The organism is Paraburkholderia elongata, assembly GCF_013177735.1.
Classification (GTDB): Bacteria; Pseudomonadota; Gammaproteobacteria; order Burkholderiales; family Burkholderiaceae; genus Paraburkholderia; species Paraburkholderia elongata.
Genome location: NZ_WOEZ01000018.1, coordinates 92,972 through 119,166 on the forward strand (window position 1 = coordinate 92,972; position 26,195 = coordinate 119,166).

22 protein-coding genes and 1 pseudogene are annotated in these 26,195 nt (G+C 62.8%); 16 read left to right on the forward strand and 7 right to left on the reverse strand.

Annotation, left to right across the window (positions count from 1 at the left end; translation table 11 throughout):
- Positions 1-48 precede the first annotated feature (48 nt).
- The 6 genes and pseudogenes from GNZ13_RS03325 to GNZ13_RS51985 form a co-directional block, all read right to left on the reverse strand.
- Complete coding sequence (locus tag GNZ13_RS03325) at positions 49-1,572, reverse strand: efflux transporter outer membrane subunit (protein WP_172160461.1); 1,524 nt, start codon at positions 1,570-1,572, stop codon at positions 49-51.
- Positions 1,551-2,672: an HlyD family secretion protein gene (locus tag GNZ13_RS03330; protein WP_172160463.1), complete on the reverse strand. Its 1,122-nt coding sequence runs from the start codon at positions 2,670-2,672 to the stop codon at positions 1,551-1,553. Before GNZ13_RS03330 ends, GNZ13_RS03325 begins: the two co-directional genes overlap by 22 nt.
- A gap of 64 nt (positions 2,673-2,736) precedes the next feature.
- Positions 2,737-4,359, reverse strand: coding sequence for an MFS transporter (locus GNZ13_RS03335; RefSeq protein WP_236001779.1), 1,623 nt, complete (start codon positions 4,357-4,359; stop codon positions 2,737-2,739).
- A 143-nt stretch (positions 4,360-4,502) separates the two neighbouring features.
- Complete coding sequence (cydB, locus tag GNZ13_RS03340) at positions 4,503-5,495, reverse strand: cytochrome d ubiquinol oxidase subunit II (protein WP_172160465.1); 993 nt, start codon at positions 5,493-5,495, stop codon at positions 4,503-4,505.
- 6 nt (positions 5,496-5,501) lie between these two features.
- Positions 5,502-6,913 (reverse strand): annotated as a pseudogene (locus GNZ13_RS03345) (cytochrome ubiquinol oxidase subunit I).
- Positions 6,910-7,089: a hypothetical protein gene (locus GNZ13_RS51985; protein ID WP_236001780.1), complete on the reverse strand. Its 180-nt coding sequence runs from the start codon at positions 7,087-7,089 to the stop codon at positions 6,910-6,912. Before GNZ13_RS51985 ends, GNZ13_RS03345 begins: the two are co-directional and overlap by 4 nt.
- Before the next feature lie 428 nt (positions 7,090-7,517).
- Between GNZ13_RS51985 and GNZ13_RS03350 the strand changes: the two genes are divergently transcribed.
- Both GNZ13_RS03350 and GNZ13_RS03355 read left to right on the forward strand, forming a co-directional pair.
- Positions 7,518-8,180: an HD domain-containing protein gene (locus tag GNZ13_RS03350; RefSeq protein ID WP_172160467.1), complete on the forward strand. Its 663-nt coding sequence runs from the start codon at positions 7,518-7,520 to the stop codon at positions 8,178-8,180.
- A 380-nt stretch (positions 8,181-8,560) separates the two neighbouring features.
- Entirely contained in the window at positions 8,561-11,479 is a 2,919-nt protein-coding gene (locus GNZ13_RS03355) for an ATP-binding protein (protein WP_172160469.1), read from the forward strand.
- A 16-nt stretch (positions 11,480-11,495) separates the two neighbouring features.
- Here the strand turns inward: GNZ13_RS03355 and GNZ13_RS03360 are convergent, their stop codons facing one another.
- Positions 11,496-12,410, reverse strand: coding sequence for a LysR family transcriptional regulator (locus tag GNZ13_RS03360; RefSeq protein WP_172160471.1), 915 nt, complete (start codon positions 12,408-12,410; stop codon positions 11,496-11,498).
- A 247-nt stretch (positions 12,411-12,657) separates the two neighbouring features.
- On the opposite strand from GNZ13_RS03360, the gene GNZ13_RS03365 reads away from it, so the two are divergent.
- The 14 genes from GNZ13_RS03365 to GNZ13_RS03430 all read left to right on the forward strand — a co-directional run bounded on the left by GNZ13_RS03365 (position 12,658) and on the right by GNZ13_RS03430 (position 26,181).
- Complete coding sequence (locus GNZ13_RS03365) at positions 12,658-13,623, forward strand: LysR family transcriptional regulator (RefSeq protein ID WP_172160473.1); 966 nt, start codon at positions 12,658-12,660, stop codon at positions 13,621-13,623.
- Positions 13,624-13,795: 172 nt separating this feature from the next.
- A complete protein-coding gene (locus GNZ13_RS03370; protein ID WP_172160475.1) occupies positions 13,796-14,287 on the forward strand; it encodes a cupin domain-containing protein in 492 nt (163 codons plus the stop codon).
- 37 nt (positions 14,288-14,324) lie between these two features.
- Positions 14,325-15,320 (forward strand): hydroxyquinol 1,2-dioxygenase, encoded by a 996-nt coding sequence (locus GNZ13_RS03375; protein WP_172160477.1) that lies wholly within the window; start codon positions 14,325-14,327, stop codon positions 15,318-15,320.
- A 95-nt stretch (positions 15,321-15,415) separates the two neighbouring features.
- Complete coding sequence (locus GNZ13_RS03380; protein ID WP_172160479.1) at positions 15,416-16,879, forward strand: aldehyde dehydrogenase family protein; 1,464 nt, start codon at positions 15,416-15,418, stop codon at positions 16,877-16,879.
- 6 nt (positions 16,880-16,885) lie between these two features.
- Positions 16,886-17,944: a maleylacetate reductase gene (locus GNZ13_RS03385; RefSeq protein ID WP_172160481.1), complete on the forward strand. Its 1,059-nt coding sequence runs from the start codon at positions 16,886-16,888 to the stop codon at positions 17,942-17,944.
- Positions 17,945-17,986: 42 nt separating this feature from the next.
- Positions 17,987-19,276: an ABC transporter substrate-binding protein gene (locus tag GNZ13_RS03390; RefSeq protein WP_172160483.1), complete on the forward strand. Its 1,290-nt coding sequence runs from the start codon at positions 17,987-17,989 to the stop codon at positions 19,274-19,276.
- Positions 19,277-19,296: 20 nt separating this feature from the next.
- Positions 19,297-20,019: an ABC transporter ATP-binding protein gene (locus GNZ13_RS03395; RefSeq protein WP_172160484.1), complete on the forward strand. Its 723-nt coding sequence runs from the start codon at positions 19,297-19,299 to the stop codon at positions 20,017-20,019.
- A gap of 2 nt (positions 20,020-20,021) precedes the next feature.
- Entirely contained in the window at positions 20,022-20,732 is a 711-nt protein-coding gene (locus tag GNZ13_RS03400; RefSeq protein ID WP_172160485.1) for an ABC transporter ATP-binding protein, read from the forward strand.
- On the forward strand, positions 20,729-21,595 hold the full coding sequence (locus tag GNZ13_RS03405) for a branched-chain amino acid ABC transporter permease (RefSeq protein ID WP_172160486.1): 867 nt from the start codon (positions 20,729-20,731) through the stop codon (positions 21,593-21,595). Before GNZ13_RS03400 ends, GNZ13_RS03405 begins: the two co-directional genes overlap by 4 nt.
- Positions 21,596-21,604: 9 nt before the next feature.
- Positions 21,605-22,711, forward strand: coding sequence for a branched-chain amino acid ABC transporter permease (locus GNZ13_RS03410; RefSeq protein ID WP_236001781.1), 1,107 nt, complete (start codon positions 21,605-21,607; stop codon positions 22,709-22,711).
- Positions 22,712-22,723: 12 nt separating this feature from the next.
- On the forward strand, positions 22,724-23,077 hold the full coding sequence (locus tag GNZ13_RS03415) for a Rieske (2Fe-2S) protein (protein WP_172160487.1): 354 nt from the start codon (positions 22,724-22,726) through the stop codon (positions 23,075-23,077).
- Between the two features lie 11 nt (positions 23,078-23,088).
- Entirely contained in the window at positions 23,089-24,210 is a 1,122-nt protein-coding gene (locus GNZ13_RS03420) for a porin (RefSeq protein WP_172160488.1), read from the forward strand.
- A gap of 364 nt (positions 24,211-24,574) precedes the next feature.
- Entirely contained in the window at positions 24,575-25,417 is an 843-nt protein-coding gene (locus GNZ13_RS03425; RefSeq protein WP_172160574.1) for a dioxygenase family protein, read from the forward strand.
- A 14-nt stretch (positions 25,418-25,431) separates the two neighbouring features.
- Positions 25,432-26,181: an SDR family NAD(P)-dependent oxidoreductase gene (locus GNZ13_RS03430; protein WP_172160489.1), complete on the forward strand. Its 750-nt coding sequence runs from the start codon at positions 25,432-25,434 to the stop codon at positions 26,179-26,181.
- The last annotated feature ends 14 nt before the right edge of the window (positions 26,182-26,195 follow it).

Consider the following 26,195-nt stretch of genomic DNA (forward strand, 5'->3'; position numbering starts at 1 on the left):
AAAAGGCCAAGGAGATTGATGCTGCCGGGTTCTGAACCGGCAGCATTGCTATATTCCCTGCTTATTTGCGGCATCGCCTTCCGTTTGCCAGCCGCCGCCAAGCGCCTTGTAAAGCGCAACGCGTTCGAGCGCCGTGTCACGCTCGCTCTGCGCCAGTTTGTCGTCGGCGGCGTACAGCGAGCGTCCGGCATCGAGCACGGAGAGGAAGTCATTGAGGCCTTGCTTGTAGAGCCGCGTCGCGATGGTCACGGCTTCCCGGTCGGCGGTGACCTCGGCCGCCAGCCTCTCATGCCGTACCTTGGACTGCGCATAAGACACGAGCGCAGTCTCGACATCCCTCAGCGCACCGAGAACTATCCGCTGGTACGCTGCCGCGGCTTGATCGGTGCGCGCTTCTTCAGCGTGCATTTCGAAGCGAACCTTGCCGGCATCGAAGATCAGCCAGTTGATGCTCGGGCCGATCGAGAAATAGCGGCTCGGCGCGGTCAGAAAGGTCGACGCGTTCAGACTCTCCAGGCCCGCCACACCAGTCAGCGAGAAGTGCGGATAGAGATCGGCTTGAGCGACGCCAATGCGGGCGTTCGCGGCGGCGATCCGGCGTTCGGCAGCGCGGATATCCGGACGGCGGCGCAGAAGGTCAGAGGGCAGACCCACTGGCACGTCCGCGATCGCCGAAGGAATCGCTTGCGGCGCATCCAGCTGGGCAAGCAGTTGTTCCGGCGGTTGACCGATCAGCGCACCGATTCGATAAATGGACACGCGTTCGTTCGCCTCGAATGTCGGAATGGCGGCTTCGGTATCCGAGACTTGCGCTTGCGCACGCAGCACGTCGAGACGCGAGGCTAACCCCGCATCGAATTGCGAGCGGGTCAGCGATAGTGAGTCCTGCTGGATCGAAAGATTGCTGCGGGCGACGGCGAGTTGCCGTAGCACGCCGCGTAATTCGATGTAGTTGCGTGCGACCTCGGCGAGCAACGTCAACTCGACATCGCCGCGTTCCGCCACGGTGGCCTGATACGACGCGTCGGCGGCCTCGACGCCGCGCCGCTTGCCGCCGAACACGTCGATCTCCCACGATGCGTCGAAGCCGGTCTGCCATAGATTGTCGTTGGCGCCCGGACCGAGACCGCCGGGCGGCACGCCGACCGGCACATTGGCGCTGCCATGGGTCCGGTCGTATTTGGCGCCGACGTCGGCGGTCGGGTATTGATCTGCTCCAGCGATACCGCGCAAGGCCCGCGCTTCGCGTATGCGTGCTTCGGCAACCGCCAGGTCGGGAGCGGAGTGCAGCGCGTCGGCCATGAGCGAGTTGAGCGTCGCGTCGCCAAAGCCTTGCCACCAGGCATCGTCCGATGTGGGCGACCCTTGCGAGGCGTTCGTTGCCGAGTCGGTATGTTCCGTAAAACTCGCCGGCATGGCCGGTTTCGGCGGCACATAGTCCGGACCCACGGTGCAACCCGCGAGGAGCGCCGCCCATGCCGCGACGATAGCGGCGATGGGGGCGACATGGCGCCGCCGGTAAGGAGGAAGCCCCGCCGGCCGCGCTGCCGCTAGTTCCAGAAGCCGAGCCATGCCGGGCGCTCCCTCACGAAGATTTCCGTCTCGACCGACATGCCCGGCGAGATCAACTTAAGTGCTTCCCCAGGGTTGTCGAGTTCGATTTTCACCGGCACTCGCTGCACCACCTTCACGAAATTGCCCGTTGCGTTCTCCGGCGGCAGGAGCGCAAAGTGCGAGCCGGTCCCGCGTTGAATGCTGTCGACGTGACCGCGAAGCCGCAGGTCCGGAAATGCGTCGACGAGGACCGTGACCTGCTGGCCCGGTCTGACGCGGGTCAACTGCGTTTCCTTGTAGTTCGCGGTCACATAGAGCTTGTCCGGAACGACCGACAACAATGTCTGCCCGGGCTGAACAAAGTTGCCCTGCTCGACGCTCTTGTTCGCGACACTGCCGGACTCGGTTGCGTAGATTTTGGTGTACGACAGGTTGAGCGTCGCCTGCTCGAGCATCGCGTGCGCCTGGGCGACTGCGGCCTCTGCCGTTTTGACCTGGGAGCGCGTGAGCTTCGCCTGCGCTTGTAACGCGTCGACCTTGACCTGGGCGGCGGTCACGGAGGCGCGTGTACCATCGGCGGCCGCCTTCGCCTCATCGACCCGCTCCGATGACACCGCGCGCACGTCGGCGACGGATTGCAGCCGTGCGAGGTTGATGCCGGCAAGCTTCGCATTAGCTCGGGCCACTTCAAGCTCCGCCTGCTGCTGGCCGATATTGGCTTCGGCCACCGCAACCTGATTGCGCGCTTCTTCCAGCTTGCCAACGGCCGCCGCGACATTGGCGCGTGCCTGGTCCACCTGAACGACGTAGTCGCGTGGATCGAGTTCGACGAGGAGATCGCCGGCCGTCACCTTGCTGTTGTCGTTCACATGCAGTGTCTGCACGTAAGCCGGCACCTTGGGGATGACCGAGACGAGATGCGCGTCGATATAGGCGTCGTCGGTCTGCTTCTCGTAGAGGTCCGGCACGAGGAAATACGCGGCGATCGCCAGCAACACGATCAGCGCGAGAATGCCCAGAATCAGTCCGCGTCGATTGTCAGGCGGCGGGGGCGCCGCAGGTGCAACGACGGGCGGCGGCGTGGTGGCCGGTTTTTGAACCGGTGGTGCTTCGCTCATCGCTTCCTCCGGCAACGCGGATGGATAGGGGTGGGAAGAGATACTGTTTTCATGGCCGCGCTCCTTATTTTTTGGCCACCGGGGTCGGCGGAATAATGGGAACGAGGCACAGCGCGATGACGCCGACGACCGCCATGAAGGCGAACGCGTCCGCGTAAGCGAGCGTGGCAGCCTGGTGTGCGCCTGCTTCGGCGAGAACGCTGACTGCTGCGCGCTGGCTCTCGAATGGGGTATAGCCGCCGCGCGCGACCAGCGTTGCGCTCACCGACGCGAGCCAGTCTTGCGTGACCGGATTGTTGTGCCGAAGATGCTCGAACAGGCGCGATGAATGAAGCGTCTCGCGATGCCCGATGAGAATGGTCAGCAGCGCGACGCCAAGCGATGCGCCGAACTGCCGGAAGGTCATGTACAGCGAGACGCCGTCGAGCAGCTTGTTCTGCTCGATCCTGGCCACCGTGCCGCTGCCCACCGCCGGCAACAACGGGGACAGGCAGCAGGCATAAAGGATCAGCGGAACGACATAGTAGTAGCCCGGCGTGTCCGTTGTCAGCAGGCGATTGAACAGGACCATCGACGCGATCAGCATGAGGAGCGCGATCACGATCGTCTTGCGCTGGCCGATCCGCGCGATGAGGCCGACCATGAACGGCCGGATGGCGGCTGCGGTCAACGCATAGATGCAGATGATCTGCCCGGTCTGGGTCGCGCTATGGGTATGGGTCGAGAGATTGCGCAGAAATTCGGGCAGAACGAACAGGCTGCCCGACAGGATCATGCCGGTGAAGACGCCGATCAACGCCGACGACAACACATAACGGTCACGCAGCAGCCCGAGCCAGAGAAGCGGCGTCCGGTTCGCCGGACTCGCCTGCCAGACAACGAAGAGAAGCAGCGCCGCGCCGCTCGTCCAGGCGAGCAGACGAATATGTAGCGATCCGAACCAGTCGTCGATTTCGCCGCGATTGAGGATGATCTGCAGCGAGATCAGCGCCGTCGCAAGAAGAACGATGCCGAGCCAGTCGGTGCTGACCACGCGCTCGGAGGCAGGCGGCGGCAGTGTGGGGAAGTAGCGGGCCAAGAGCCATATCGCGGCGGACGCGTACAACAGGTTCGGCAGGAAGATCAGGCGCCAGTTGAAATGGTCCGTGATATAGCCGCTGACCAGAAGCCCTGCCGCGCTCGACAGATAGAGCAACGTGGAAGCCTTCATCAGCGACGGGCTGCGCTGGGGTTTGGGCATCAGCACATAGATGCTCGCGCGCCACCATACGACGAGACCCGCCCCGGCCAGCCCCTGGATCGCGCGCCAGATCAGCATCGAACTGAGATCCGGAGAGATCGCGCAACCCATCGAGGCGATCGCGAACACGACAATGGTCGAGAGCAGAAAGCGCTTGTAGCCATAGTGCCCGGCCATCCAGATCGAGACAGGTACGCCGAGAAACAGCGCGCAGCTATAGACGGTCAGCAGCCAGCTGGCTTCGTCCGCGGACACGCCCAACGTGCCGGTCAGATCCGCCAGTACCAGGTTCATGCTGTCGAACGTATAGAACTCCATCCCGGTGGCGAGGCCAAGGCCCATGAGCAGCAGGCGCGTGTGCGCCGGCGACATCAAGAGCGCGGGCGCGGGCGGAGGCGCGGGTGGCGGCGAAGCGGGCATCGCTGTCGGCTGTGCAGTGTCACTCATGGCTGAAGCCGATCCGTATTTGACAGGCGATGATCACGTGAAGAGCCGCAAGACGGCATGCATCGCCACGCTGACGACAACCAGCGTGGCGACGGCCGCCAGATAGAGACCGCCGAACCAGCTCAGACGCCGCATGCGCGGGCTCATGTTTCCCATCCCGTCTCGGGCGTCTTGCCGCGAAACGTGCGGTATGCGAAGGCAGAATAAGCGAGTACGACCGGCGTGACAATCACCGCGCCGATCAACAGGAAGACATGGCTGAGGGTCGACGATGCCGCGGCCCAGAGCGTGAGACGGAAGGGCACGATGTCCGGGAAAATGCCGAAGCCAAGGCCCGCCACGCCCAGGACGAACAGCGCCAGCGCCAGAAAGAAGGGACGTCCGTCGGCTCGGCCGCCTATCGCGCGCAGCAGGGCGGCGGTCACACCGAGAAACAGCGCCGCGATCACCACGAGGGCGATTGTATGCGCGGCCCATGCGGCGCGAATGCCGGGTTGAACCCACGCTGCGCCGGCACAGGTTGCTGCGGCGAGACAAACGAAGCCCGGCACCGCCAGACGCAGGTAACGCTGAGCAAATTCACGCAGCGGCGCGGTCCCTTTCAGATGGAGCCAGCCGGCGCCGAGCACGAGATAGCCGGCGAGCAAGGTGATGGCGGTCAGCGCGGGGAAGGGCTGGAACACATCGAACACGCTGCCGCTGAAACGCTCACCGTCGACGGCTACGCCCTGGATGAGCCCGCCCACGATCAGCCCCTGCATGAGCGCAGCCACGATCGAGCCGACACCGAACGCCGCGTCCCAGAAGCGTCGCCCCTGCTCGATCTGGTAGCGGAACTCGAACGAGACGCCGCGCAGTCCCAGCGCCAGCAACATGACGATCAGCGGTATATAGAACGCCGGAAGCAACACGCCGTAAGCGATGGGGAAGGCAGCGAGCAGCGCGACACCGGCCATGATCAGCCAGGTTTCGTTGCCGTCCCAGGTGGGCATGATCGAATCGACCATGCGGTCGCGCAGCCGTTCGTCGGATTGCAGGAGCAGCAGGGCGCCCACGCCCAGATCGAAGCCGTCCAGCAGGACGTAAAGTGACAACGCGAAGGCGGTGAACAGCGCGGAAAGCAGAGGCAGAGTCATGACGGGCTACTCCACTGGAGCCGGGTTGCTGCCGGCAGGATCATTCATCACCGCGGGCTTGAGCGCATGCTTGAGCGAGCCGGTGGCCACCGGCTCGGACTGTGCTGCTTGTGGACCGCGCCGGATCATACGGAAGGTGAAGATCAGGAACGCGGTCATGAAAAGCGCATAGATGCAGACGAACGCGATCAGCGTCGAAAGCAGTACGCCTGCCGGGACAGGCGAGACGGCGTCGGCCGTGCGCAGGATGTTGTAGATCACCCAGGGTTGGCGGCCTGTCTCGGCGAGATACCACCCGCCGAGCGTCGCGATCACGCCGGATGGCGTCATCACGACGAGTGTTCGCAGGAACCAGCGTGTGGTGAAGAGCCGGCCCTGCCAGCGCAGCCACAGCGATGCAATACATACACTGAACATGATGATGGCAAGGCCGTACATCGTGCGGAAGCCGTAGAAGACCCAAGCCATGATCGGTTGCCGGTCGCGTGGCGTGTTCTTCAATCCTTCGACCCGGCCGTTCAGACTATGGGTGAGCCAGATGCTTCCGAGGTAACGGGTGCCGAGCGCGAAACGATTGCGCTGGTTCCGCTGATCCGGGACGATGAACCAGTAATAGGGCGCGGGCGATTGCGACTGTTTTTCCCAGAAGCCTTCGGCAGCCTGCATCTTGGCCGGCTGATGCTCGAGCATTTTCCCGTACAGCATATCGCCGACGAAGACCTGGCAGCCGATCAGTAGGGTGGCAAAGGTGAGGCCGATCGAGACCGTCCGGCGCCCGAACGCTTCATGTTCGCCGCGCAGGAGATACCAGGCGCCGACGCCGGCAACGAGAAACGAGCCGGTGATGTAGGCCGCCAGCAACATGTGCGGCAGGCGATACGGCCAGGAGGGGTTGACGATCACCTTCAGCCAGTCGGTCACCACGACTCGGCCGTGTTCGACCACCACGCCGTCTGGAGTTTGCATCCAGCTATTGGCCGAGAGGATCCACGATGCCGACAGCAACGTGCCGAGCGCAACCATGCAGGTGGCGAGGAAGTGAAGCTTCGGTCCGACCCGGTTGAAGCCGAACAGCATGATGCCGAGGAACCCGGCTTCAAGGAAAAAGGAGGTCAGCACTTCCAGTCCGATCATCGGGCCGATGGCTGGGCCCGCCATCTGTCCGAATCTGGCGAAGCCGAGCCGAATTCGAACGAGAGGACGATCCCGGTGACCACGCCGACCCCGAAGCCCATCGCGAAGATGCCGAGCCAGAAACGGTAGATCTGCAGATAGAGCGGATCTTTGGTCTTCAGCCACAGGCCTTCCATGATGGCCAGAAACGCGGCGAGTCCGATGGAGATCGTCGGAAAGATGATGTGGAAGCTGACGGTGAACGCGAATTGGACGCGTGCGAGGATGGCGGGATCGAGGCTCACGGTTCTTTCCGTTCGGTTTGTGGGCGCCGGGAGATCGCCACGGCTAGCGCGACGAAGAGTGCGAGCGCGATGATCGACGCGGGCAGACCGAAGACGCCGATGATGAAGAAGAAGAACGCCACGCCAAGCAGGGTTGCGCAGATCGCCCCTGGCAGGCGCCACGGGGACGTGGACATGGCCTTCATGGCTGTGTGCCCCGGCATCGCGATCCTGCGGCCGCGACCACATAGGCATTGGGCGAAAACGGATCGTAAGGCATAGAAGGCTCCCTCAAGATTACGGACAACGGTGAGGCGATGATGGCCCATGCAAACCTTAAAAGTCCTGAGCGCGTCATAAATCCTGCTAAAAGAGCGCCGGTCCCCCAGGCATCGACAACCAGCTTCTCAGTCTTCCTCACTCCCTCACTCCCTCACGCAGTGTCCACGACTACGTTTAAGAACGTTTAAGGCAGTCGTCAGGACTTTTAGTGCGCCCTCGCTCTAATCTGCTTGTCAGGTCGTGATGCCGCATCGGTCTCCAATGGGCGAGCCGGCGTGCCCGCGTGCCCGCGTGCATCAACCGCTCCAATAACAATTCAGGTCCACTCCACTGAGCCCGCGCCATGAAGCCAAGCCGTGCAACCTCGCCTGACATCGTCGCTGGCGTCCCGATCCCGCGAAGTCCAATGGCCGTGGCGGCTGCGGACGCTGTGCGGGCGAGCCTGCCAGATGTGCTGGCCGGGCATGCCGCGCGGGTGTTCGTATTTGCGTCGCTGACGCTCGAACGCGAGCGGCTCCTGTGCGATCGAAGTGCGCTATACGTCGCCGCGATGTTCGCCGGTATCGGTTTGAGTTCGGCGTACGACCATTCGCAACTGCGCTATGAAGTGGATAGCGCCAATGCCGCGCGGGAGTTTCTGCGGCGTCACGGCGCCTCGGCTGCTGATATGAACGATGTCTGGCACGCGATCGCGCTGCACATGACGCCCGGTATTCCGGCTCATATCTCGCCGCTTGCGCGAGTGCTTGCCGAGGCGATGCGCACGGACCTGCTCGCGGAGAACCTGAATGCCTGCACGCGAACAGAGCGTGACGAAATACTGCTGGCGTATCCACGGGAAAGCGGGTTCAAGGAACGGATCATCGAAGCAATTGGGCGCGGCATCGCGCATCGCCCGGCATCGACGTTCGGTACCGTTTGCGCGGACGTGCTAGAGCGGATCGATCCTGAATACTGCCGCGTGAATTTTTGCGGGCTGATTCTGGGCGCGCAATGGAAAGACTAGCAGGCGATCGCCGGCTAGCAGCAAGCAGGGGGCGGTATTGAACAAGGAGCAGCAGGCCAACGGGGCGCCCACCGCACACCGGCATGCAAGCCGGGTTCGGTTGGTGAAACACGCAGTGCATCGTCGTGCATGACCGAAGGTTCAAAAATGAAGGTTCAAAAAATTTGATTTGACCAATCAAAAATTTGAGCTATTTGCGGGCTAGAACTGCCGTAGTATTTCCCCGATCTGACGATCCAGATAAGATCCTCCTCGCGGAGCTTTTCAGGGTCCGGTTGCCCACGCGTCTGTCCTGACCTGACAACCCATCGAACAGACGATCGTGATATACGCAAAGCTGTCGCTCAATCGATTCACTCTTCTGGATTCGCGAGCTTGCGATGATTCAAATTGGACAACTCCATATTTCGCTCGAGCATCGGGAAATACGCTCGCATGGCGAATCAGTGCGTCTCGGCAGCCGCGCCTTCGGCATCCTTGAATTGCTGATTTCCGCAAAAGGCGCGCTGGTCTCCAAGGACGAGATCATGCGGCACGTCTGGCCCGAGACGATCGTAGAGGAAAACAACCTCCAGGTGCACATTGCGGCGATACGCAAGGCGCTGGGCGCGGATCGCGACCGCATCGTGACGGTGCCGGGCCGCGGCTACCGTATGACCGGCCTGAAGATGGCGGCGGGCGCGGAGATAGCGGATGTGGGCGAGGGCGCCCTCGCGACACACGGGCCAAATGCGCACCAGTCAAATACGCACCGGTCGAGTACGCACAATCTTCCTCTCCATGTGTCGACGCTGGTGGGGCGGCAATGCGCCGTCGCGGAGGTGCTGGCCGCCATTGAACCCGCGCAGATCGTGACGCTCGTCGGCTCGGGCGGCATCGGCAAGACGCGCCTCGCTATCGAAGCGGCGAGACAGATGGTGCCGCGCTTTCCCGACGGTGTGGCGTTCGTGTCGCTTGCGCCGGTGTCGGACTCGCGCTTTGCGCTGGACGCACTGGCGATGGCGCTCGGCATGAAGATTTCTTCGTCCGGCCTTTCGCTTGCGCAGATCGCGCATGAGATGAGAGGCAAGCGCCTGTTGATCGTGCTGGACAATTGCGAGCACGTGATCGAAGCGGCTGCCACGATGGCTGAGGCGCTGGCGGCAGCCGGCGAGGGCATGCGGGTGCTGGCGACGAGTCGCGAAGCGTTGCGGGCGCGTGACGAAGTTGTCTATCCGGTTCTGTCGCTCGACGTGCCCAGCCCCGGAAACCCAAGCGATGACGTGTTGCAGACAAGTGCGGTCCAGCTGTTTCTCACCCGCGCCCGCGCTGCCGATCCGCAATTTTCGTCCGACGAGCGCAGCATTTTTCTGATCGGCGAGGTCTGCCGGCATCTGGACGGCATTCCACTTGCCATCGAACTGGCCGCGGCGCGCGCCGCGGTCCTCGGCATCGAGGTGCTGGCGGCGCGGCTCGACGACCGCTTGCGGATACTGTCGGGAGGTTACAGGACTGCGTTGCCGCGCCATCAGACATTGAAGGCGACACTCGACTGGAGCTACCGCCTGCTCGACAACAGCGAACGTGTCATCTTGCGCTGGCTCGGCATGTTCGTCGATGCGTTCACGTTCGATTCGGCGTGCTACGTCGGCACGCAACTCAGCCTTACGCAGGCGGAAGTGCTGAATGCGCTGAGCGGCCTCGTGTCGAAGTCGCTGGTGATCCGCGCCGACGGCAGCGCTTCGCCGCGGTATCGTCTGCTGGAAACGACACGTGCCTATGCGCTGCAGCGACTCGACGACAACGGCGAGCGCAGCGCTGCCGCGCTGGTCCACGCAAAGTCGTTCTGCGAACGCTTCAAACGCGCGCAGCACGCTCTGGAGGTGACGTCGCTGCAAGACGATCTGGCGGATTTCACGCGTGAAATCGGCAATGTGCGAGCCGCGCTCGACTGGGCCTTTTCGGCCACGGGCGATCGCGAGGTCGGCGTCGAACTTGCCTCGATTGTCGTACCGTATCTGTTCGATCTTTCACTAGTCGACGAATGCCGTAGCCGCGCGCGCGCCGCGCTCGATGCCGCGCGTGACGCAAACGCTTCGAACTTTCCCGCTGAAGCGCGCTTGAGGCTGATGACGAGCTGGGCGGCTGCGCTTGTCTATACGCAGGGTCCGACTATGCAGACGCTGGAAGCATGGTCCGAAGTGTTGACGCTTGCCGTTGCCATGGGCCATGCCGGATTTGAATCGCGCGCGTTGTGCGGACTACGGCACTCGTATCAGGCGGGCGGTGAGGCGCGTCAGGCGCTGGTCGCCGCGCGGCGCTTCGAAGCGCTGGCCTGTCAGTTCACAGACGCGACGCACAGCCTGATCGGGTGCCGCATGGAAGGCGTCGCGCTGCACTACGTCGGCGAACAGCGCATGGCCCGCCAGAAGCTCGAAGAGATGTTGAGCGCGTGGGTACCCACGGATCATCGGTGGAACACGATCGGCTTCAGGTTCGACCAAGCCATCGTCGCGCGGGCGCTGCTCGCGCGCGTGACGTGGGCGCTGGGAGACACGGCAGGGGCGATGCGGCTTGCCGGGGAGGCGCTGGAGGCTGCCCTTCAGCACGATTTCGAACTCGTCACCTGCTATGTGCTCGGCGATGTTTTTGTGCCGCTTGCGCTGCTCATGGGCGAGCGCGCGGCGGCGGAACGCGCGCTCGCGATGCTGAAGGCTATCTCGTCGCGCGTATCGCTGTCGATCTGGCACACCTGCTGTGCATGCTACGACGAGTACCTGTTTTCGCTGTCCGGCGAGCATCCGCACAGGCTGGCGCAATTTCGCAGCGCGTTGGACGAGCTTCGTGACATCGACTTCCTGGCGCAACTGACCATGCTGCTATGTCAGTTCGCACGCGCACTGATGCGTGCGGAACAGTACACAGAAGCGTTGGCCGCGATCGACGAAGCCCTGCAGCATTGCAAGGAGACGGGGGAGCGGTGGTACTACGCCGAGCTGTGCCGTGCGAAGGGGGATGCGATGCGCGCATTGCAAAGGGACGCGGATGCCGCAGAGTGGTTCATGACCGCGCTGGAGTCCGCACGCCGGCAGAGCGCGGCTGTTCTCGCGGTGCGTGCCGCGAGTAGTCTCGCGCGGCTCTGGATCGAGCAGGATCGCGTCGGCGAGGCGCGCAGCTTGCTGTCGCGAGCGCTGGCTCGCCTGAGCGGGTACCCGGCCGATCCGGATGTTCGGGATGGCGGGGCCTTACTGGCCGAACTGGAGGCAAAAATCGCCGCCGTGGACGACAAGGATTTCCGGCCGGCGTGTATCGGCGCCTGACACATACCGGCCGTCGTCAAACGTACAGATGGCTGACGAACCGCTCCACGAGATCTGGCGAATCGAGACGATCGATCCACCAGCGCATCGCCTGTCCGGTTTCGTCTTCGCGCCAGGCCATATAAAAGTGGGTCACGTCCCGCATGCCGAAGACCTGCTTGGCGACGAGTTCGCCGCGCGCGATGGGCGCTGTCGCGAGGCACTCGGGAATGGTGCCGACAGCGAGCCCTTCGAGTTGCGCGGCGAGTTTGCCGGCGAGCGTGGGCAGCGTCAGGCAATTCTGCGTAGCAGCGGCGCCGACGGTGCGCGGCATCAATTCGCGCGAGGTATCGCCAATGACCGCGCCGCGATGGCGCGCGACGGTTTCCATGCTCAGCGGTTCGGGAAGCTCCGCGAGCGGATGACCGGGCGCCACCACGAAAATATGGCGCATCGAACCGATGGGGCGGGTGACGAGATTGGGCAGGTTGGGTGGATCGCCAGCGGCACCCACCACGAGGTCGGCACGCCGCGTGATCAAGGCATCCCACGTGCCGCCCAACACTTCCCTGGACAGGCGCAGGCGAGTCTCCATGTTCATGTCGTAAAACGCGTGGACGTGCGGCCAGATTGCGTCGAACGGCAGGATCTCGTCGATGCAGATGCGCAAATCCGCTTCCCAGCCGTGTTGCACGCGTTTTGCCTTGAGCTCGAGTTCTTCGGCGCCTTGCAGCAGACGCCTGCCTTCCTCGACCACCACCCGTCCGGCGTGTGTGAATTTCGCCCGCCGGCCGCTCCGGTCGAACAGGTTGACTTCGAGGTCGCTCTCGAGCTTCTGCACCAGATAGCTTAGCGACGACGGCACGCGATGCAGAAGTTCGGCCGCCTCCGCAAACGTACCGGTGCGATCGATTGCATCGAGTACTTCCAACACCTCAAATGACAGCTTCATCGAAGATTCCTGGGGTAGTTGCCTGATTGCGCCTGTCGTGGACCGCGCATGGTCTGATAGGCTCGATTGTCGCACTGAGTGGGAGGGTGGTGGCGGTACACATACGCCCTTCAGAAGTCTTCAGCAAAAGATAGCGCGAATTTATTCGCCAGAATTTCCCGAACTCATCAAGCGGCAATGTTCCCAAAAGGGAATAAACTTTCATCCGGGAGGACTGGCGGCGAACCCAGCGACCACAGGAGACAGGATGGATTTGTTCATGTCGATGGAAGCGTTCGTGCGGGCCGCGGAAGCGCAGAGCTTTGCCGGCGCCGCGCGGCAGCTGGGCGTTGCCAAATCGGTGGTGACGTCTCGCGTTAAACAGCTCGAAGACCATTTCGGCGTGCCGCTGTTTCATCGGTCGACGCGCGCGGTGCGCCTGTCCGAACTCGGCGAGACGTATTACCGTGAGTGCGCGGAGCTGGTCAACAAGGTCCACGATTTGTCCGGGCGCTCGCGCGGCGATCCACAGGCGCTTGCCGGCACGCTCAATATCCATGTTCTGCCGGGCTTCGCGCTTGGTCATTTTTCGCAAACGCTGATCGAATTCCGCGCCGCTTACCCGCGCGTGGAGTTCGTCGTGACCGTCAATGACAGAGTCATCGATCCGGTCCAGGAAGGCTTCGATCTGGCGTTGCAGATCTATCCGCCGGCGTCGAACCTGCTGGTCGAGCGGCGTCTGTTTCCGGTACGCGGCGTGTTATGTGCAGCGCCCGGTTATCTGAAGGAAGAGCCGCTGATCGAAACGCCGCTCGACTTGCTGCGGCACGATTTCGCTCGTTATTCGTACTATCCATGGGGCGACAAGTGGCCGTTAATGCGCGGCAACGAATGCTTCGAAATCGCACTGAATCCGGTGCTGAAAACCAATAGCGTGCACCTCTTGCTGGAGTTCGCGCGAGCCGGCGCGGGCGTCGTCTATCTGCCGACCATGGTCGCCGCTGCCGATCTGCTGGAGCATCGCCTCGAACGCGTGCTGCCGGAGTACGCGGCGCCGCCGCTGTGGCTCTCGGCGGTCTATCCCGCATCGCACCGCTCGACCACCAAGGTCAAGGCTTTCGTCGACTTCCTGCGCGCCCGCTATCTGCGCGAACCGCAGTGGGACAAGGCGCTCGGCATTGCGCCGCCGGACGACGAGACCAAGAGCGTCGGCGAGGAACTGGCCGAAGACTGAGGTCAGCCGCACGCCTGTCCGGGTTCGCCACCAGGTAGTTTCCCTGGCGGGAATTTGATGCACCCATGGTTCGCGTTTCCCGACCCTCAGAACATTGCTGTTGCGCCTGCAGCCACTTAATCTTCGATCCATGCAACGCATTCGTGGATTCGTAAATTAACTGGAGACAGACATGCAACAGACCTGGTTCGGCAGCCTGGACAATTTCCGCAAAGGCTCCATCGAAATCATCAAGGGCAAACCGGAGCATTACGCCATGTCGAACGTGTTCGACGTGGCGAGCCACTCAGAGCCCTACGAGAAAGTCGTCGTCGGCAAGAATCTCAAGTACGTGATCGAGACGCTGCGTGCGGAAGGTTCGTCGCCGTGGTTCGCTGCGTCGCACGATGAATTCGCAGTCGTGCTCGACGGCGAGATCGACGTCTATTTCATCAAACCGTCGGACGGACCGCTGGTCGACGCGCAGACCGAAGGCAGTGTGCGGCTCGAAGGCCAGCCGTTGGGTCAGTCGATGGGTTATGTGCGGCTGCGCCGCGGCCATCAGGCGCTGCTACCCGCAGGCGCCGCCTACCGCTTCGAAGCGGTGACGAAGGGCGTGCTGCTCGTGCAGACGATCCTCGGACGCTATTCGGTCGAGAAGTGGGCCGACATCTGCATCCACTGATTCCCTCTACACGAACGATCCTCTTCTGGAGCCCATCATGGACAAAACCAGCACCCTGCAAAACGTCACCGCGAGCGAGGCCGATGCGGTGTCCGGTTATCGCACGTTCCGCCTCGGTGATTTCGAATTCAGCCGCGATGCTTATTTCGCTACCGTCAAATGGCCGGCCAAAGGCGAGACCCGCTCGCACCAGATGCATGCCGACGACTTCTTGCGCGCGATGATGCGCGACGTGGCCTGGGGCTTCTTCTACGGTTGGGTCAATTTCGACGAAGTGATCGGCACGCGCAATCACTACGGCAAGGTTGACATGTACGCCGGTGCGTACAACGCAAGTTTCAAGGAAGCGGGCATCGATCATATGCAGCAGTTCGACACGCCGCTCATCATGGCGACCTTCAAGGCGATTCTGCGGGACTGGGTCAACGAAGGCTTCGATCCGTTCGCCGCGCCCGAAGAAACCGGCTCTGCGTTCGGCACGAAGCATGGCGACAACATCGCCGCGATCGAGCGCACGCGGATCGCCACCAGGCGCATGCCGGGCCTCGAAGGCGATTCGCCGCTGCGCGACGATTTGCCGGTCAACCGCCAGTTTGCGGACGTCGGCCAGGACGAACCGGAGATTCACGCGGAGCCCGGCTTTGAAGGCGCACTGCATGCGTTCAGCCTCTTCAAGTACCTGTCGCGCTCGGACGTGACGTGGAATCCGTCGGTCACCTCCGTGTGCCAGCAAAGCCTGTTCTGTCCGACCACCGAAGAGTTCGTGCTGCCGGTGTTCCATGGCAACGACCGCGTCGAGTGGTTCCTGCAACTGTCCGATCAGATCATCTGGGACGTCGCCGACAAGGACAGCGGCGAGCCGCGCGCGCGCATCACGATGAACGCGGGCGATATCGCCGCGATGCCGGCCGATATCCGCCACAAGGGCTACTCGCAGAAGCGTTCGATGCTGCTGGTGTGGGAGAACGCTACGCCCGATCTGCCCAAGCGCTACGAAAGCGGCGAACTGCCGCCGTATCCGATCCAGATGTAACTCTCAGACATTCCCCCCGATTGCCGATCGAACGGCGCCAGACCGCTGGCGCCGCGGGGAATGTCACGCCCCGCTTTTACTTGCATAGGACTGACATGCAAACGCAACTCTTCATTGGTGGCCGCTTCGTGCCGGCTGCAAACGGCGAAACGCTCGCCTCCCTCAATCCGCACGACAACTCGGTGATTGCCGAAGTCGCGATGGCCGGACCCGCCGATGTCGATCGCGCCGTGGCGGCGGCGAAAGCGGCGTTTCCGAAGTGGAGCAATCTCGCCGCGATGGAGCGGGGGCGCCTGCTGCTCAAACTCGCCGACGCGATCGAGGCGAACGCCGATGCGCTCGCGCGCCTCGAATCGCTCGACACCGGCCACCCGATTCGCGACACGCGCAATCTCGATGTGCCGCGCACCGCAGCCACGTTTCGCTATTTCGGCGGCATGGCCGACAAATTCGAAGGCTCGGTGATTCCGGTCGAGCAGGGCTTTCTGAACTACATGACGCGCGAGCCGGTCGGCATCGTCGGGCAGGTGGTGCCGTGGAATTTCCCGCTGATGTTCACGAGCTGGAAGATGGCGCCCGCGCTCGCCGCAGGCAACTGCGTGATCATGAAGCCCGCTGAACTCACGCCGCTGTCGAGTCTCGCAATCGCAGAACTGATGGCCGAGGTTGGATTTCCAGACGGTGTCGTCAATATCCTGCCGGGCCTAGGTCATGTCGCCGGTCAGTACATTGCCGAGCATCCGGAGATCAGCAAGGTCGCCTTTACCGGCTCGACTGCGATCGGGCGCAAGATCGTGCAGGCGTCGAGCGGCAATCTGAAGAAGGTACAGCTCGAACTCGGCGGCAAAGGCGCGAACATCGTATTCGGCGACGCGAATATCGATGCCGTCGTGCAAGGCTCGGCATTCGCGATCTTCCACAACCAGGGGCAGGCGTGCATTGCCGGCTCGCGGATGATCGTGCACGAATCGATCGCTGACGAAGTGCTCGAGAAGTTCACCGCGTTAAGCCGCACGATCCGGATCGGCAATCCGCTCGATCCACTGACCGAAATGGGCCCGCTCACCTCGCGTCAGCATCGCGACCGCGTGCTGTCGTTCGTCGACGTCGCACGCGAACAGGGTGGCCGCGTGCTGGCGGGCGGCAAGGCGCCGGACGACGTAGCGCTGGCGAATGGCTGCTACGTCGAGCCGACCATCGTTCAAGCGCTGCCGGAGCATCGGGTGTCGCAGGAAGAAGTGTTCGGTCCGTTCATGACCGTCACCACATTCCGCACAGACGAAGAAGCGCTCGCGATTGCGAACGGCACCGAGTACGGTCTCGGCGCAGGTCTCTGGACGCGCGACTTGCAACGCGCGCATCTCGTGGCGCGCGAGATTCGCGCCGGTATGGTGTGGATCAACTGCTACAAGCGCGTGAGCCCCGCGTCACCGTTCGGCGGTGTCGGCGCGAGCGGCTACGGCCGCGAGATGGGTTTCGAAGCGATGCGCGAATACACGCAACCCAAGTCGGTCTGGGTCAACGTGGATGCGCAGATTCCGCCTTACTACCCGCGCTGAACCGCCATGGAACCGTTCATCTATAACGGCCTGCCGTCGCGCGTGATCTTCGGCGCGGGCAGTCTCGACCAGCTCGATCGTGAAATCGGTTTGCTCGGCGCGACGCGGGCGATCGTGTTGTCCACGCCGCAACAGCGTGCCCAGGCCGAAGCGCTGGCGGCGAGCCTCGGCTCGCGGGCCGCGGGCGTCTACGCCGAAGCCGTGATGCACGTGCCGATCGAAACCGCTCGTGCGGCCCGCGACTTTGCCACGCAGGTCGGCGCCGATTGCGCGATTGCAATAGGCGGCGGTTCGACGACCGGACTCGGCAAGGCAATCGCGCTCGAAACCTCGCTCCCGATCATCGCGATTCCGACCACTTACGCAGGCTCCGAAATGACGCCGATTTACGGTCTCACCGAAGACGGCGTCAAAAAGACCGGCCGCGATCTGCGCGTGCTGCCGAAGACGGTGATCTACGACCCGTCGTTGACCACCTCGCTGCCGCCCGCGTTATCGCTGACAAGCGGCATCAACGCAATCGCGCATGCGGCCGAAGGGCTCTACGCGCAGGACGCGAACCCGATCATCGCGTTGATGGCGGAAGAGGGTATCCGTGCGCTCGGCCAGGGCTTGCCTCGCGTCATGCTTAAACCGGACGATCTCGCTGCACGTGGCGACTGCCTCTATGGCGCATGGCTGTGCGGCGCGGTGCTCGGCAGCGTCGGCATGGCATTGCATCACAAGCTGTGCCATACGCTCGGCGGCACGTTCAATCTGCCGCACGCGGAGACGCACACGATCGTCTTGCCGCACGTGCTCGCCTATAACCGCGAGGCCGCGCCTGAGGCAATGAAACGTATTGCACGCGCGCTGCATGCCGACGACGCCGCGCAAGGCGTATTCGACCTCGCCCGCGATCACGGCGCACCTACCGCGCTGAAAGACATCGGTGTGAGCGCAACCGATCTCGACGTCGCGCTCGATCTCGCGCTGAAGAATCCGTACTGGAATCCGCGGCCGGTCGAACGAACGCCGCTACGCGCGCTGCTGGAAGCTGCCTTCGAGGGCAGACGGCCAGATTAGCGCGAACGCCCCCCACTCATACAAAAAATTCAGGAGACAACCATGGACGCACATTCCTTCGATGCGAAGCGCCGCCGCTTCGTCACACTCGCGGCGGGCGGCGCGCTCGCCGCGTCAACCTCGGCGTTCTCGCCGCTCGTTTTCTCTGCCGGCCCGCGCACGCTGAAAATCGGCTACGTCTCGCCGCAAACGGGCCCACTCGCACCGTTCGGCGAAGCGGATCGCTTCACGATCCAGCAGATGCAAACGGCGCTGAAAAACGGCATCGTGATCGGCGGTAAAACTTATCCGGTGTCGATTGTCGTTAAGGACAGCCAGTCGAATCCGAATCGCGCCGGCGAAGTCGCCAACGATCTGATCCTGAAGGACAAGGTCGACATCATGCTCGTGTCCGGCACGCCTGAGACCGCGAATCCGGTCAGCGATGCGTGCGAGCTGAACGAGATGCCTTGTGTGTCGACGGTGGTGCCGTGGCAGCCGTGGTTCTTCGGCAGAAAGGGCGATCCGAAAAAGGGTTTCCGCTTTACCTATCACTTCTTCTGGGGACTGGAGGACGTGATCGCGGTCTTCACCGGCATGTGGCAATCGGTGCAGACCAATCACAGCGTCGGCGGCCTGTTTCCGAACGACGGCGACGGCAACGCCTGGGGCGACGCGAAGCTTGGCTTCCCGCCGGTGCTCGCACAAAAGGGCTTCACGCTGAAAGATCCGGGCCGTTTCCAGAGCATGACGCAGGATTTTTCCGCGCAGATTTCGTCGTTCAAGCAGGCGAATACGCAGATCGTCACCGGCGTCGTGATCCCGCCCGACGCAAAGAATTTTCTCGTTCAGGCGCGCCAGCAAGGCCTGAAGCCAAAAGTCATTTCGATCGGCAAGGCACTGCTGTTTCCCACATCGATCGAAGCGCTCGGCGATCTCGGCGATGGACTCTCCACCGAGGTGTGGTGGTCGCCGTCGCATCCGTTCAAGTCGTCGTTGACGGGACAAAGCGCGCGGCAAGTCGCGGACGACTACGAGCGCATCACGTCGAAGCAGTGGACGCAACCGATCGGTTTTGCGCACGCTCTGTTCGAAATTGCCGTCGATGCGTTAAAGCGCGCGAAAGATGTCGATTCCAACGAAGCGATCCGCGACGCGGTTGCATCGACCAAGCTCGATACGCTGGTCGGCCATGTTGCTTGGGGCAGTGGGCCAGTGAAGAACGTCGCGAAGACGCCATTGGTAGGCGGCCAATGGGTGAAGGGACAGAAGCATCGCTTCGATCTGGCGATCGTCAACAACCAGCTCGCGCCGAGCGTGCCGCTGTCCGGCCCGCTCAAGCTGATCGCGTGACTTCACAGCGGAGAGCGGTGATGAACCCAGTTCTCAGATTAACCGGCGTGTCGAAGCGTTATGGCGCGCTACAGGTGACCGACGACATCAGCTTTGCGGTCGAACGTGGCGAAACGTACGGCATTCTCGGTCCGAACGGCGCCGGCAAGACCACGCTGTTCAACCTGGTCAGCGGCGACGTGCGGCCCGATCAGGGCAGCGTCGAATTCGACGGCGCGGATGTGAACCACTTGCCGCCGCATCGCCGGTGCGCGGCGGGGATCGGCCGCTCGTATCAGGTGCCGCGCCCGTTCGGCGGCATGACGGTGTTCGAAAACCTGCTGGTGGGCGCGACCTTCGGCGGTGAACTGGCCGAGCATGCTGCCTACGACGTCTGCATGGATGTGCTCGAACGCACCGGTCTCAAAGTGCGCGCCAACCAGTTGGCCGGCACGCTGGGGCTGCTGGATCGCAAACGTCTCGAACTGGCCCGCGCTTTGGCCACGCAGCCGCAACTGCTGCTGCTGGATGAGATCGCCGGCGGTCTGACCGAACCCGAAACGCACGAACTCGTCGACGAGATTCGCCGCGTCAAGGAGGCTGGCGTGACGATCGTGTGGATCGAACACGTCGTGCATGCGTTGCTCGCGGTGGCTGACAGGCTGCTCGTCATCAACTTCGGCAAGCGGCTTGCTGAAGGCTTGCCCGCCGCCGTGATGGACGATCCCGAAGTGCGGCGCGTGTACCTCGGACTGGAGGCTTGATCATGTCGGCATTGCTGGAGACCCGCGCCCTGAGCGCGTTTTACGGCGACTTCCAGGCGCTGTTCGGCATCGACGTGACGGTCGCGCCCGGCGAGGTGATCGCGCTGATCGGCTCGAACGGCGCCGGCAAGTCGACCTTTCTGAAATCGGTGGCGGGCTTGCTGCGCCCGCGGGACGCCGATCAGATCCTGTATTGCGGCGAGCCGATCGGCAGCGCGGCCGCGGCGAGCATCGTCGGCAAGGGCATTGCGCTGGTGCCGGAAGGCCGGCGTCTGTTTGCGAGCCTGAGCGTCGAAGAAAACCTGCTGCTCGGCGCGTTCTCCAAACGGCCAGGCCGCTGGAACTTGCAAAGCGTCTACTCGCTGTTTCCGGCGTTGCAGGAGCGCCGTCACCATGCGGCCACCGCATTGTCGGGCGGTCAGCAGCAGATGGTCGCGATCGGCCGTGCATTGATGAGCAATCCTGATCTTCTGATGTGCGACGAGCTTTCGCTCGGCCTTGCGCCGGTGATCGTGCGCGAGATCTATGCGGCGTTGCCCGCGATCGTTGCCGGCGGCATGAGCGCGATCGTCGTCGAGCAGGACGTGCAACTGGCGCGCCGCGTGTCGTCGCGTTTCTATTGCTTCCAGGAAGGGCGTGTGTCGCTTGCAGGCGTCTCGGCCGAGGTGTCGGACGAGGCGATCACGCAAGCGTATTTTGGAGCGGTCGCATGAACACATTTATCAATATCGTCGTCCAGGGCGTGCTGCTCGGTGCGCTATATGGGCTCTTCGCGATGGGGCAGTCGTTGGTGTTCGGTGTGATGCGGCTCACCAATACCGCGCACGGCGACTTCATCGTGTTGCTGGTGTTCGTGCTGTTCGCACTGACGAACTACGCGCATTTACCGCTCGCCGTGTCGCTGGTTCTGCTGCTCGTGATCGCGTTTGGCGCGGGCTATGCGGTGCAGTACACGATTCTCAACCGGGTGAGCAGCCGTGATCCGCTGCCTTCGCTGATCGTCACGTTCGGGTTATCGATCGTGATCCAGAACGTGTTGCAACAGGTGTTCTCCGCGGATCCGCGATCGATCGCCACCGGCAGCTTCGAATCGCAGAGCATCACGCTCGCGGGCGGCATCACGCTGGGATACCTGCCGCTTGTCACTTTGGTCGTCACTTTCGCTTTGGCTTTCGCGATGCAGTGGCTGTTCGGCCGCACGCCGCTTGGCCGCGCGTTTCGCGCCACCTCGGATGACCGCGAGATCGTGCAACTGATGGGCGTCTCGTACCGCCGCACCTATGCGCTGGCAATGGGCATTGCGTTCGTGCTGATCGCGGTCGCCGCCGCGCTGTATTCGATGCGCACGGCGGTGTCGCCGACCGATGGCCCGGCGTTGCTGCTGTACGCGTTCGAAGCAGTGATCATCGGCGGAATGGGTTCTTTCTGGGGCACCTTCGTCGGCGGCATGGCGCTCGGTATTGCGCAGCAGGTGGGCTTTTATTTCGACCCCGGCTGGGGTATCTGGCTCGGCCACGTGGTGTTTCTCGGCGTGCTGGTGGCACGGCCGCAGGGCTTGCTTCCCAAAACCGCATAGAGGCTCGACATGACAATGCATATGAACCGGCCCGCAGGGGGCTTTGAAGTGCGGCGCGCAACCCGTGCGAGCCGCGTGGCGATGATCGTGCTGCTGATCGTCGCGCTGGCGGTGGCGAGCGCGCCATGGTGGGCCGGGCGCGATGCGATGCGCGACTTCGTGCAACTCGCGTCGTATCTGGTGTTCGCGTTGATGTGGAATCTGCTGGCGGGCTATGGCGGGATGGTGTCGATCGGCCAGCAGGCGTTCTTCGGGATCGGCGGCTATGGGATGCTGATTCTCGCCAACTATTGCGGGATTTCGCCGTTCGTCGCTGTACCCATCGCGGCGGCGATCGCAACCGTCGTGGCGATTCCCGTCTCGCTGGTGGCGTTCCGGCTGGAAGGCGGCTACTTCGCAATCGGCACCTGGGTGATTGCGGAAGTGTTCCGGCTGACGGTGGCGAACGTGTCGGTGCTGGGCGGTGGTTCGGGCACGAGCCTGACCGCATTGCAGGACGTGCCGCGTGCGCTGCGCGAATCGCTGACCTTATGGCTCGCACTTGCCATCGTCGCGGCGGCGATCGGATTGTTGTATCTGTTCCTGCGCTCGAAAGCCGGCCTCGCATTGACCGCGATGCGCGACAACGCGGTGGCAGCCAGCAGCCAGGGTGTCGATGTGAAGCGCGCGAGGTTGATCGTCTACCTGGTGTCAGCGTGCGGTACGGCACTGGCCGGCGGCCTGTATTTCGTCGGCAACCTGCGCATTTCGCCCGACGCCGCGTTCTCGGTCAACTGGACCGCGTTCGGTATTTTCATCGTGATGATCGGTGGACTTGGCACCCTCGAAGGGCCGATTGTCGGTGCGCTGATTTTCTTCGTGCTGAACCAGTTTCTGTCCGATTTCGGCACCTGGTATCTGATCGGACTCGGTGCGCTTGCCATCGTCGTGACGATGTTCTTTCCGCAAGGCCTGTGGGGCTTCGTATCGCGCCGCTACGGTCTGCAACTGTTTCCGGTGGGCCGGCGCGTCGTGTTTGCCGACGCCGACGCTTCACAGCAAGGTTCACAGCAAGCCTCGCAGCACGACGCGTCGACGGATTCAGTCGATGCACCGTCTGCTCCCCACCGCGCATGAGGAGGCCACGTCATGAACGCGGCGAATCCCGAACCTCGAGCGGGCTTTCTGTGCACGCTCGACGATATTCCCGATGGCGGCGCGCTGGAAGTTGCCGCTGAGCAAGCCGGCGCGCCAGGCATCGTCGTATTGCGCCGAGGCGACGACGCCTGGGCCTACCGCAACGTTTGCCCGCACTTTTCGATTCCGTTGAACTACGAGCCGAACACGTTCTGGGCCTACGACGCCGAATTGCTGATGTGCGCGCACCACAGCGCGATGTTCCGCTTCGAAGACGGCTTGTGCATCGATGGCCCATGCCAGGGCGCCGCACTCACGCGCGTTGCCATTCGGATTGAGCAGCGAAACATATTCAACAACGACTGAAGGGGACAGGCATGAAGAGGACGAAATCGAAACGCTGTTCGATAGCCGGCTGCGCGGTCGCATTGATGGCGCCGGGCTTCGCAGGCGCGCAAAGCAGCGTGACACTGCAAGGCGTGATCGATGCGGGTGTGACGTATGTGAACAACCAGCATGGGGGCGCCGCGACGCTGTTCGACAGCGGCGTGTTGTCTCCGGACCTTCTGACCTTCAAAGGCAGCGAAGACCTGGGCGGCGGCAACAAGGCGATCTTCGAACTCACGTCGCAGTTCGATCTGGGCACCGGCGCGACGATTCCGGGCGCGGGGCAGATTTTCAACCGTACAGCGCTGGTCGGACTCACCAACGACCGCTTCGGCTCGCTGACGTTCGGCAACCAGTACGACTTCATGTTCGAGACGCTGACGCTCGGACTGTATGACGGTGCGTTCCTGTTCGGCGGGATCTACGATTTTCGCCAGGGGCCATTTACTGCGCTGGGCGTGCCGAACAATCCGACCGGCTCGTTCGATTTCGACCGGATGGCGGGCGCGACGCGCGTGGCAAATTCGGTCAAGTATCGCAGCCCGGATATCTCGGGTTTCACTTTTGGCGCGCTCTACGGATTCGGTGGCGTGCCCGGCTCGTTCTCCTCGGACTCGACAATGAGCTTCGGCGCGAACTATGCGAATGGTCCATTGGGTGTGGGTGCGGCGTATGTGGAAGTGAAGTATCCGCAACTGGGCAACGGTCACGACGGTATCCGCAACTTCGGCGTGGGCGCGCACTATAACTTCGGCAGCGTGCTGGCGATGCTGCTGTACACGAACACGAAGAATACCGCCAGCGGCGCGAAGATCGACGTGTACAAGGGCGGCGCGTCGTGGACGATCTCCGGGCCGTGGACCCTCGGGTTCGACTATGCGTATATGAAAGGCAACGATGTGCTGCTGGACAACAAGGCGCAGCAAATCACCACGGCGCTGCAATACAACTTCTCGAAGCGCACCACCGGTTACATCGAAGCGATTTATCAGCGCGCGAGTGGCGATGCGGCAGTGACGCGAGCGTGGATCAACGGCTTGTTGCAGCCGGACGGCGCGGCGAGTAACCGGTCGCAGACGCTTGCGCGCATTGGTTTGCGCACGAGTTTTTGAGCGGGTTCGGCTAAAGACGAGACGCCAACTTGCCGCGGCGCAGCCGGCCCAGCCATCCTTTGGCTGGGCCGGCTGCGCCTGTATCCGTGCCACTTCCGCGCGCATTGCAGCGCGGCACGCGTGTCGCCGAGGCGCGGTCGAAGCTCTCCGCGCGCAATCGGTTGCGTAATTCGCGAATGTCGGAATCGCCTTGTCTACCTGGGTAATCAGGGTTAACTACGGCATCTTTAAGCTTTGACATCGGCATTTTTGCAATTTATTATGCAAACGATTGCACCGATGGAGATGCCCTGTGGAAAATTCGAACCATCTGAAGAACATCGTCGACGACGCCGCTTCGATAACCGCGGTTGTCAAGGCGGCAATGAGCCAGACTGACAATCCTCGGCTCAAGGAGCTGCTCGACGCGCTAGTGGATCATGGCCACGCATTCCTTAAGCAGGTGAAGCTGACTGACGAGGAATTCGAGAAGGGCCTTGATTTCGTGAGGGCCGTCGGCCTCGCTTGCAACGACAAGCACAATGAGGTCGTTCTGCTCGCCGACGTGCTGGGTCTATCGACCCTGGTTACGTTGCTGAATAACTCGGACGCAAGCGGTCGCACGCCGGGCGCCCTGTTGGGGCCGTTCTACCGGGGTGACTCGCCGCAGTACGCGAATGGTGGAAGCATCGCATGCGAGAACTCACCCGGCTCCCCGCTTTTCGTGAACGGGCGCGTGCTCAACACCAAAGGCGAGCCTGTTGCCAACGCCAAAGTCGACGTCTGGCAGGCCTCGCCAGTCGGCTTGTACGAGAACCAGGACTCGAGCCAGCCCGACAAGAACCTGCGCGGTCACTTTTACACCGACAGCGAGGGGCGGTTTACCTGCAAGAGCGTGCGCCCTGCCGGCTACCCTGTGCCCACTGACGGACCGGTAGGCGTGCTGCTTGAAAAGCAGAATCGCCACCCGTTCCGGCCGGCGCACCTGCACTTCGTCATCATCGCGGAAGGCTACGCGACCCTGGTCTCGCAAGTGTTCGCCGATGACTCGGAGCACCTGAATTCCGACGTCGTGTTCGGTGTCAACCGCCGCCTCGTCGGCACGTTCCAGCGCCACGATTCCGGCACGGGTCCGAAGCGAGATGTAGACAGGCTGTACTACACACTCGACTACGACTTCGTTCTCGCCGAAGGAACGCCGACCTATCCGACTCCCCCCATCAAGTAAAGACGAGGTTTCACGTGTCCAACACACTTTCAGGGAAGGTCGCGGTCATCCTGGGCGGAACCGGAGGGATCGGCGCTGCTGTAGCCCGCCGTCTTGGGCAAGCTGGCGCCCGCGTCGTCGTTGTCGGTCAGCATGACCTGGCCCAAGCGCAGCGCGTGGCCGACGACTTGCCAGGCGAGGGCCACAGCGCGGCGCTTGCATCCATTACCGCGAGCGAGAGTCTGAACGCGCTGGCGGGGTTGGTGCGCGACCGGTATGGCCGCGCGGATATTCTCGTGAACACGGCGGGCTTTACCCAGCCCGTCAAGCATTCCGACCTGAATGCACTCACAGATGAATTGATCGATGAGATTCTGAAGGTCAACTGGCGCGGGCAATTCGCGGCCATTCGCGCTTTCCGCGAATTGCTCGATGCGTCGGGGGACGGCCTGGTCGTCAACGTTTCCTCGATTTCCGGCACGACAGGCGTTGGCAGCAACATCGCCTACTGCGCGGCCAAAGCCGGGCTCGACGTGATGGCGGCGTCGCTTGGCCGCGCACTTGCACCTCGCATTCGTGTACTGAACGTGTCCCCAGGGGTGGTCGACACCTCGTTCGTTCCCGGCCGTGGCGAGGACTTCAACGACAAGGTCGCAGCCACCACGCCGCTAGGCCGCATCGGGACGCCGGACGATATCGCAGCGGCCATCGAGGCCTGCGCCACTCATCTGAAATTCAGCACTGGGGTGACCATCGTCGTGGACGGTGGCCGTCGCCTGAACTAGTTGCAGCGAGGCCT

What these genes read in the sequence shown, in the direction of transcription:
- GNZ13_RS03395 (WP_172160484.1), top strand. Translation starts at nt 19,297, where the DNA reads ATGAACCCAGTTCTCAGATTAACCGGCGTGTCGAAGCGTTATGGCGCG.
- GNZ13_RS03335 (WP_236001779.1), bottom strand. Translation starts at nt 4,359, where the DNA reads ATGAGTGACACTGCACAGCCGACAGCGATGCCCGCTTCGCCGCCACCC.
- GNZ13_RS03415 (WP_172160487.1), top strand. Translation starts at nt 22,724, where the DNA reads ATGAACGCGGCGAATCCCGAACCTCGAGCGGGCTTTCTGTGCACGCTC.
- GNZ13_RS03325 (WP_172160461.1), bottom strand. Translation starts at nt 1,572, where the DNA reads ATGGCTCGGCTTCTGGAACTAGCGGCAGCGCGGCCGGCGGGGCTTCCT.
- GNZ13_RS51985 (WP_236001780.1), bottom strand. Translation starts at nt 7,089, where the DNA reads ATGTCCACGTCCCCGTGGCGCCTGCCAGGGGCGATCTGCGCAACCCTG.
- GNZ13_RS03375 (WP_172160477.1), top strand. Translation starts at nt 14,325, where the DNA reads ATGGACAAAACCAGCACCCTGCAAAACGTCACCGCGAGCGAGGCCGAT.
- GNZ13_RS03410 (WP_236001781.1), top strand. Translation starts at nt 21,605, where the DNA reads ATGACAATGCATATGAACCGGCCCGCAGGGGGCTTTGAAGTGCGGCGC.
- GNZ13_RS03370 (WP_172160475.1), top strand. Translation starts at nt 13,796, where the DNA reads ATGCAACAGACCTGGTTCGGCAGCCTGGACAATTTCCGCAAAGGCTCC.
- cydB (WP_172160465.1), bottom strand. Translation starts at nt 5,495, where the DNA reads ATGACTCTGCCTCTGCTTTCCGCGCTGTTCACCGCCTTCGCGTTGTCA.
- GNZ13_RS03420 (WP_172160488.1), top strand. Translation starts at nt 23,089, where the DNA reads ATGAAGAGGACGAAATCGAAACGCTGTTCGATAGCCGGCTGCGCGGTC.
- GNZ13_RS03385 (WP_172160481.1), top strand. Translation starts at nt 16,886, where the DNA reads ATGGAACCGTTCATCTATAACGGCCTGCCGTCGCGCGTGATCTTCGGC.
- GNZ13_RS03355 (WP_172160469.1), top strand. Translation starts at nt 8,561, where the DNA reads ATGATTCAAATTGGACAACTCCATATTTCGCTCGAGCATCGGGAAATA.
- GNZ13_RS03360 (WP_172160471.1), bottom strand. Translation starts at nt 12,410, where the DNA reads ATGAAGCTGTCATTTGAGGTGTTGGAAGTACTCGATGCAATCGATCGC.
- GNZ13_RS03400 (WP_172160485.1), top strand. Translation starts at nt 20,022, where the DNA reads ATGTCGGCATTGCTGGAGACCCGCGCCCTGAGCGCGTTTTACGGCGAC.
- GNZ13_RS03380 (WP_172160479.1), top strand. Translation starts at nt 15,416, where the DNA reads ATGCAAACGCAACTCTTCATTGGTGGCCGCTTCGTGCCGGCTGCAAAC.
- GNZ13_RS03330 (WP_172160463.1), bottom strand. Translation starts at nt 2,672, where the DNA reads ATGAGCGAAGCACCACCGGTTCAAAAACCGGCCACCACGCCGCCGCCC.
- GNZ13_RS03405 (WP_172160486.1), top strand. Translation starts at nt 20,729, where the DNA reads ATGAACACATTTATCAATATCGTCGTCCAGGGCGTGCTGCTCGGTGCG.
- GNZ13_RS03390 (WP_172160483.1), top strand. Translation starts at nt 17,987, where the DNA reads ATGGACGCACATTCCTTCGATGCGAAGCGCCGCCGCTTCGTCACACTC.
- GNZ13_RS03365 (WP_172160473.1), top strand. Translation starts at nt 12,658, where the DNA reads ATGGATTTGTTCATGTCGATGGAAGCGTTCGTGCGGGCCGCGGAAGCG.
- GNZ13_RS03425 (WP_172160574.1), top strand. Translation starts at nt 24,575, where the DNA reads ATGAGCCAGACTGACAATCCTCGGCTCAAGGAGCTGCTCGACGCGCTA.
- GNZ13_RS03350 (WP_172160467.1), top strand. Translation starts at nt 7,518, where the DNA reads ATGAAGCCAAGCCGTGCAACCTCGCCTGACATCGTCGCTGGCGTCCCG.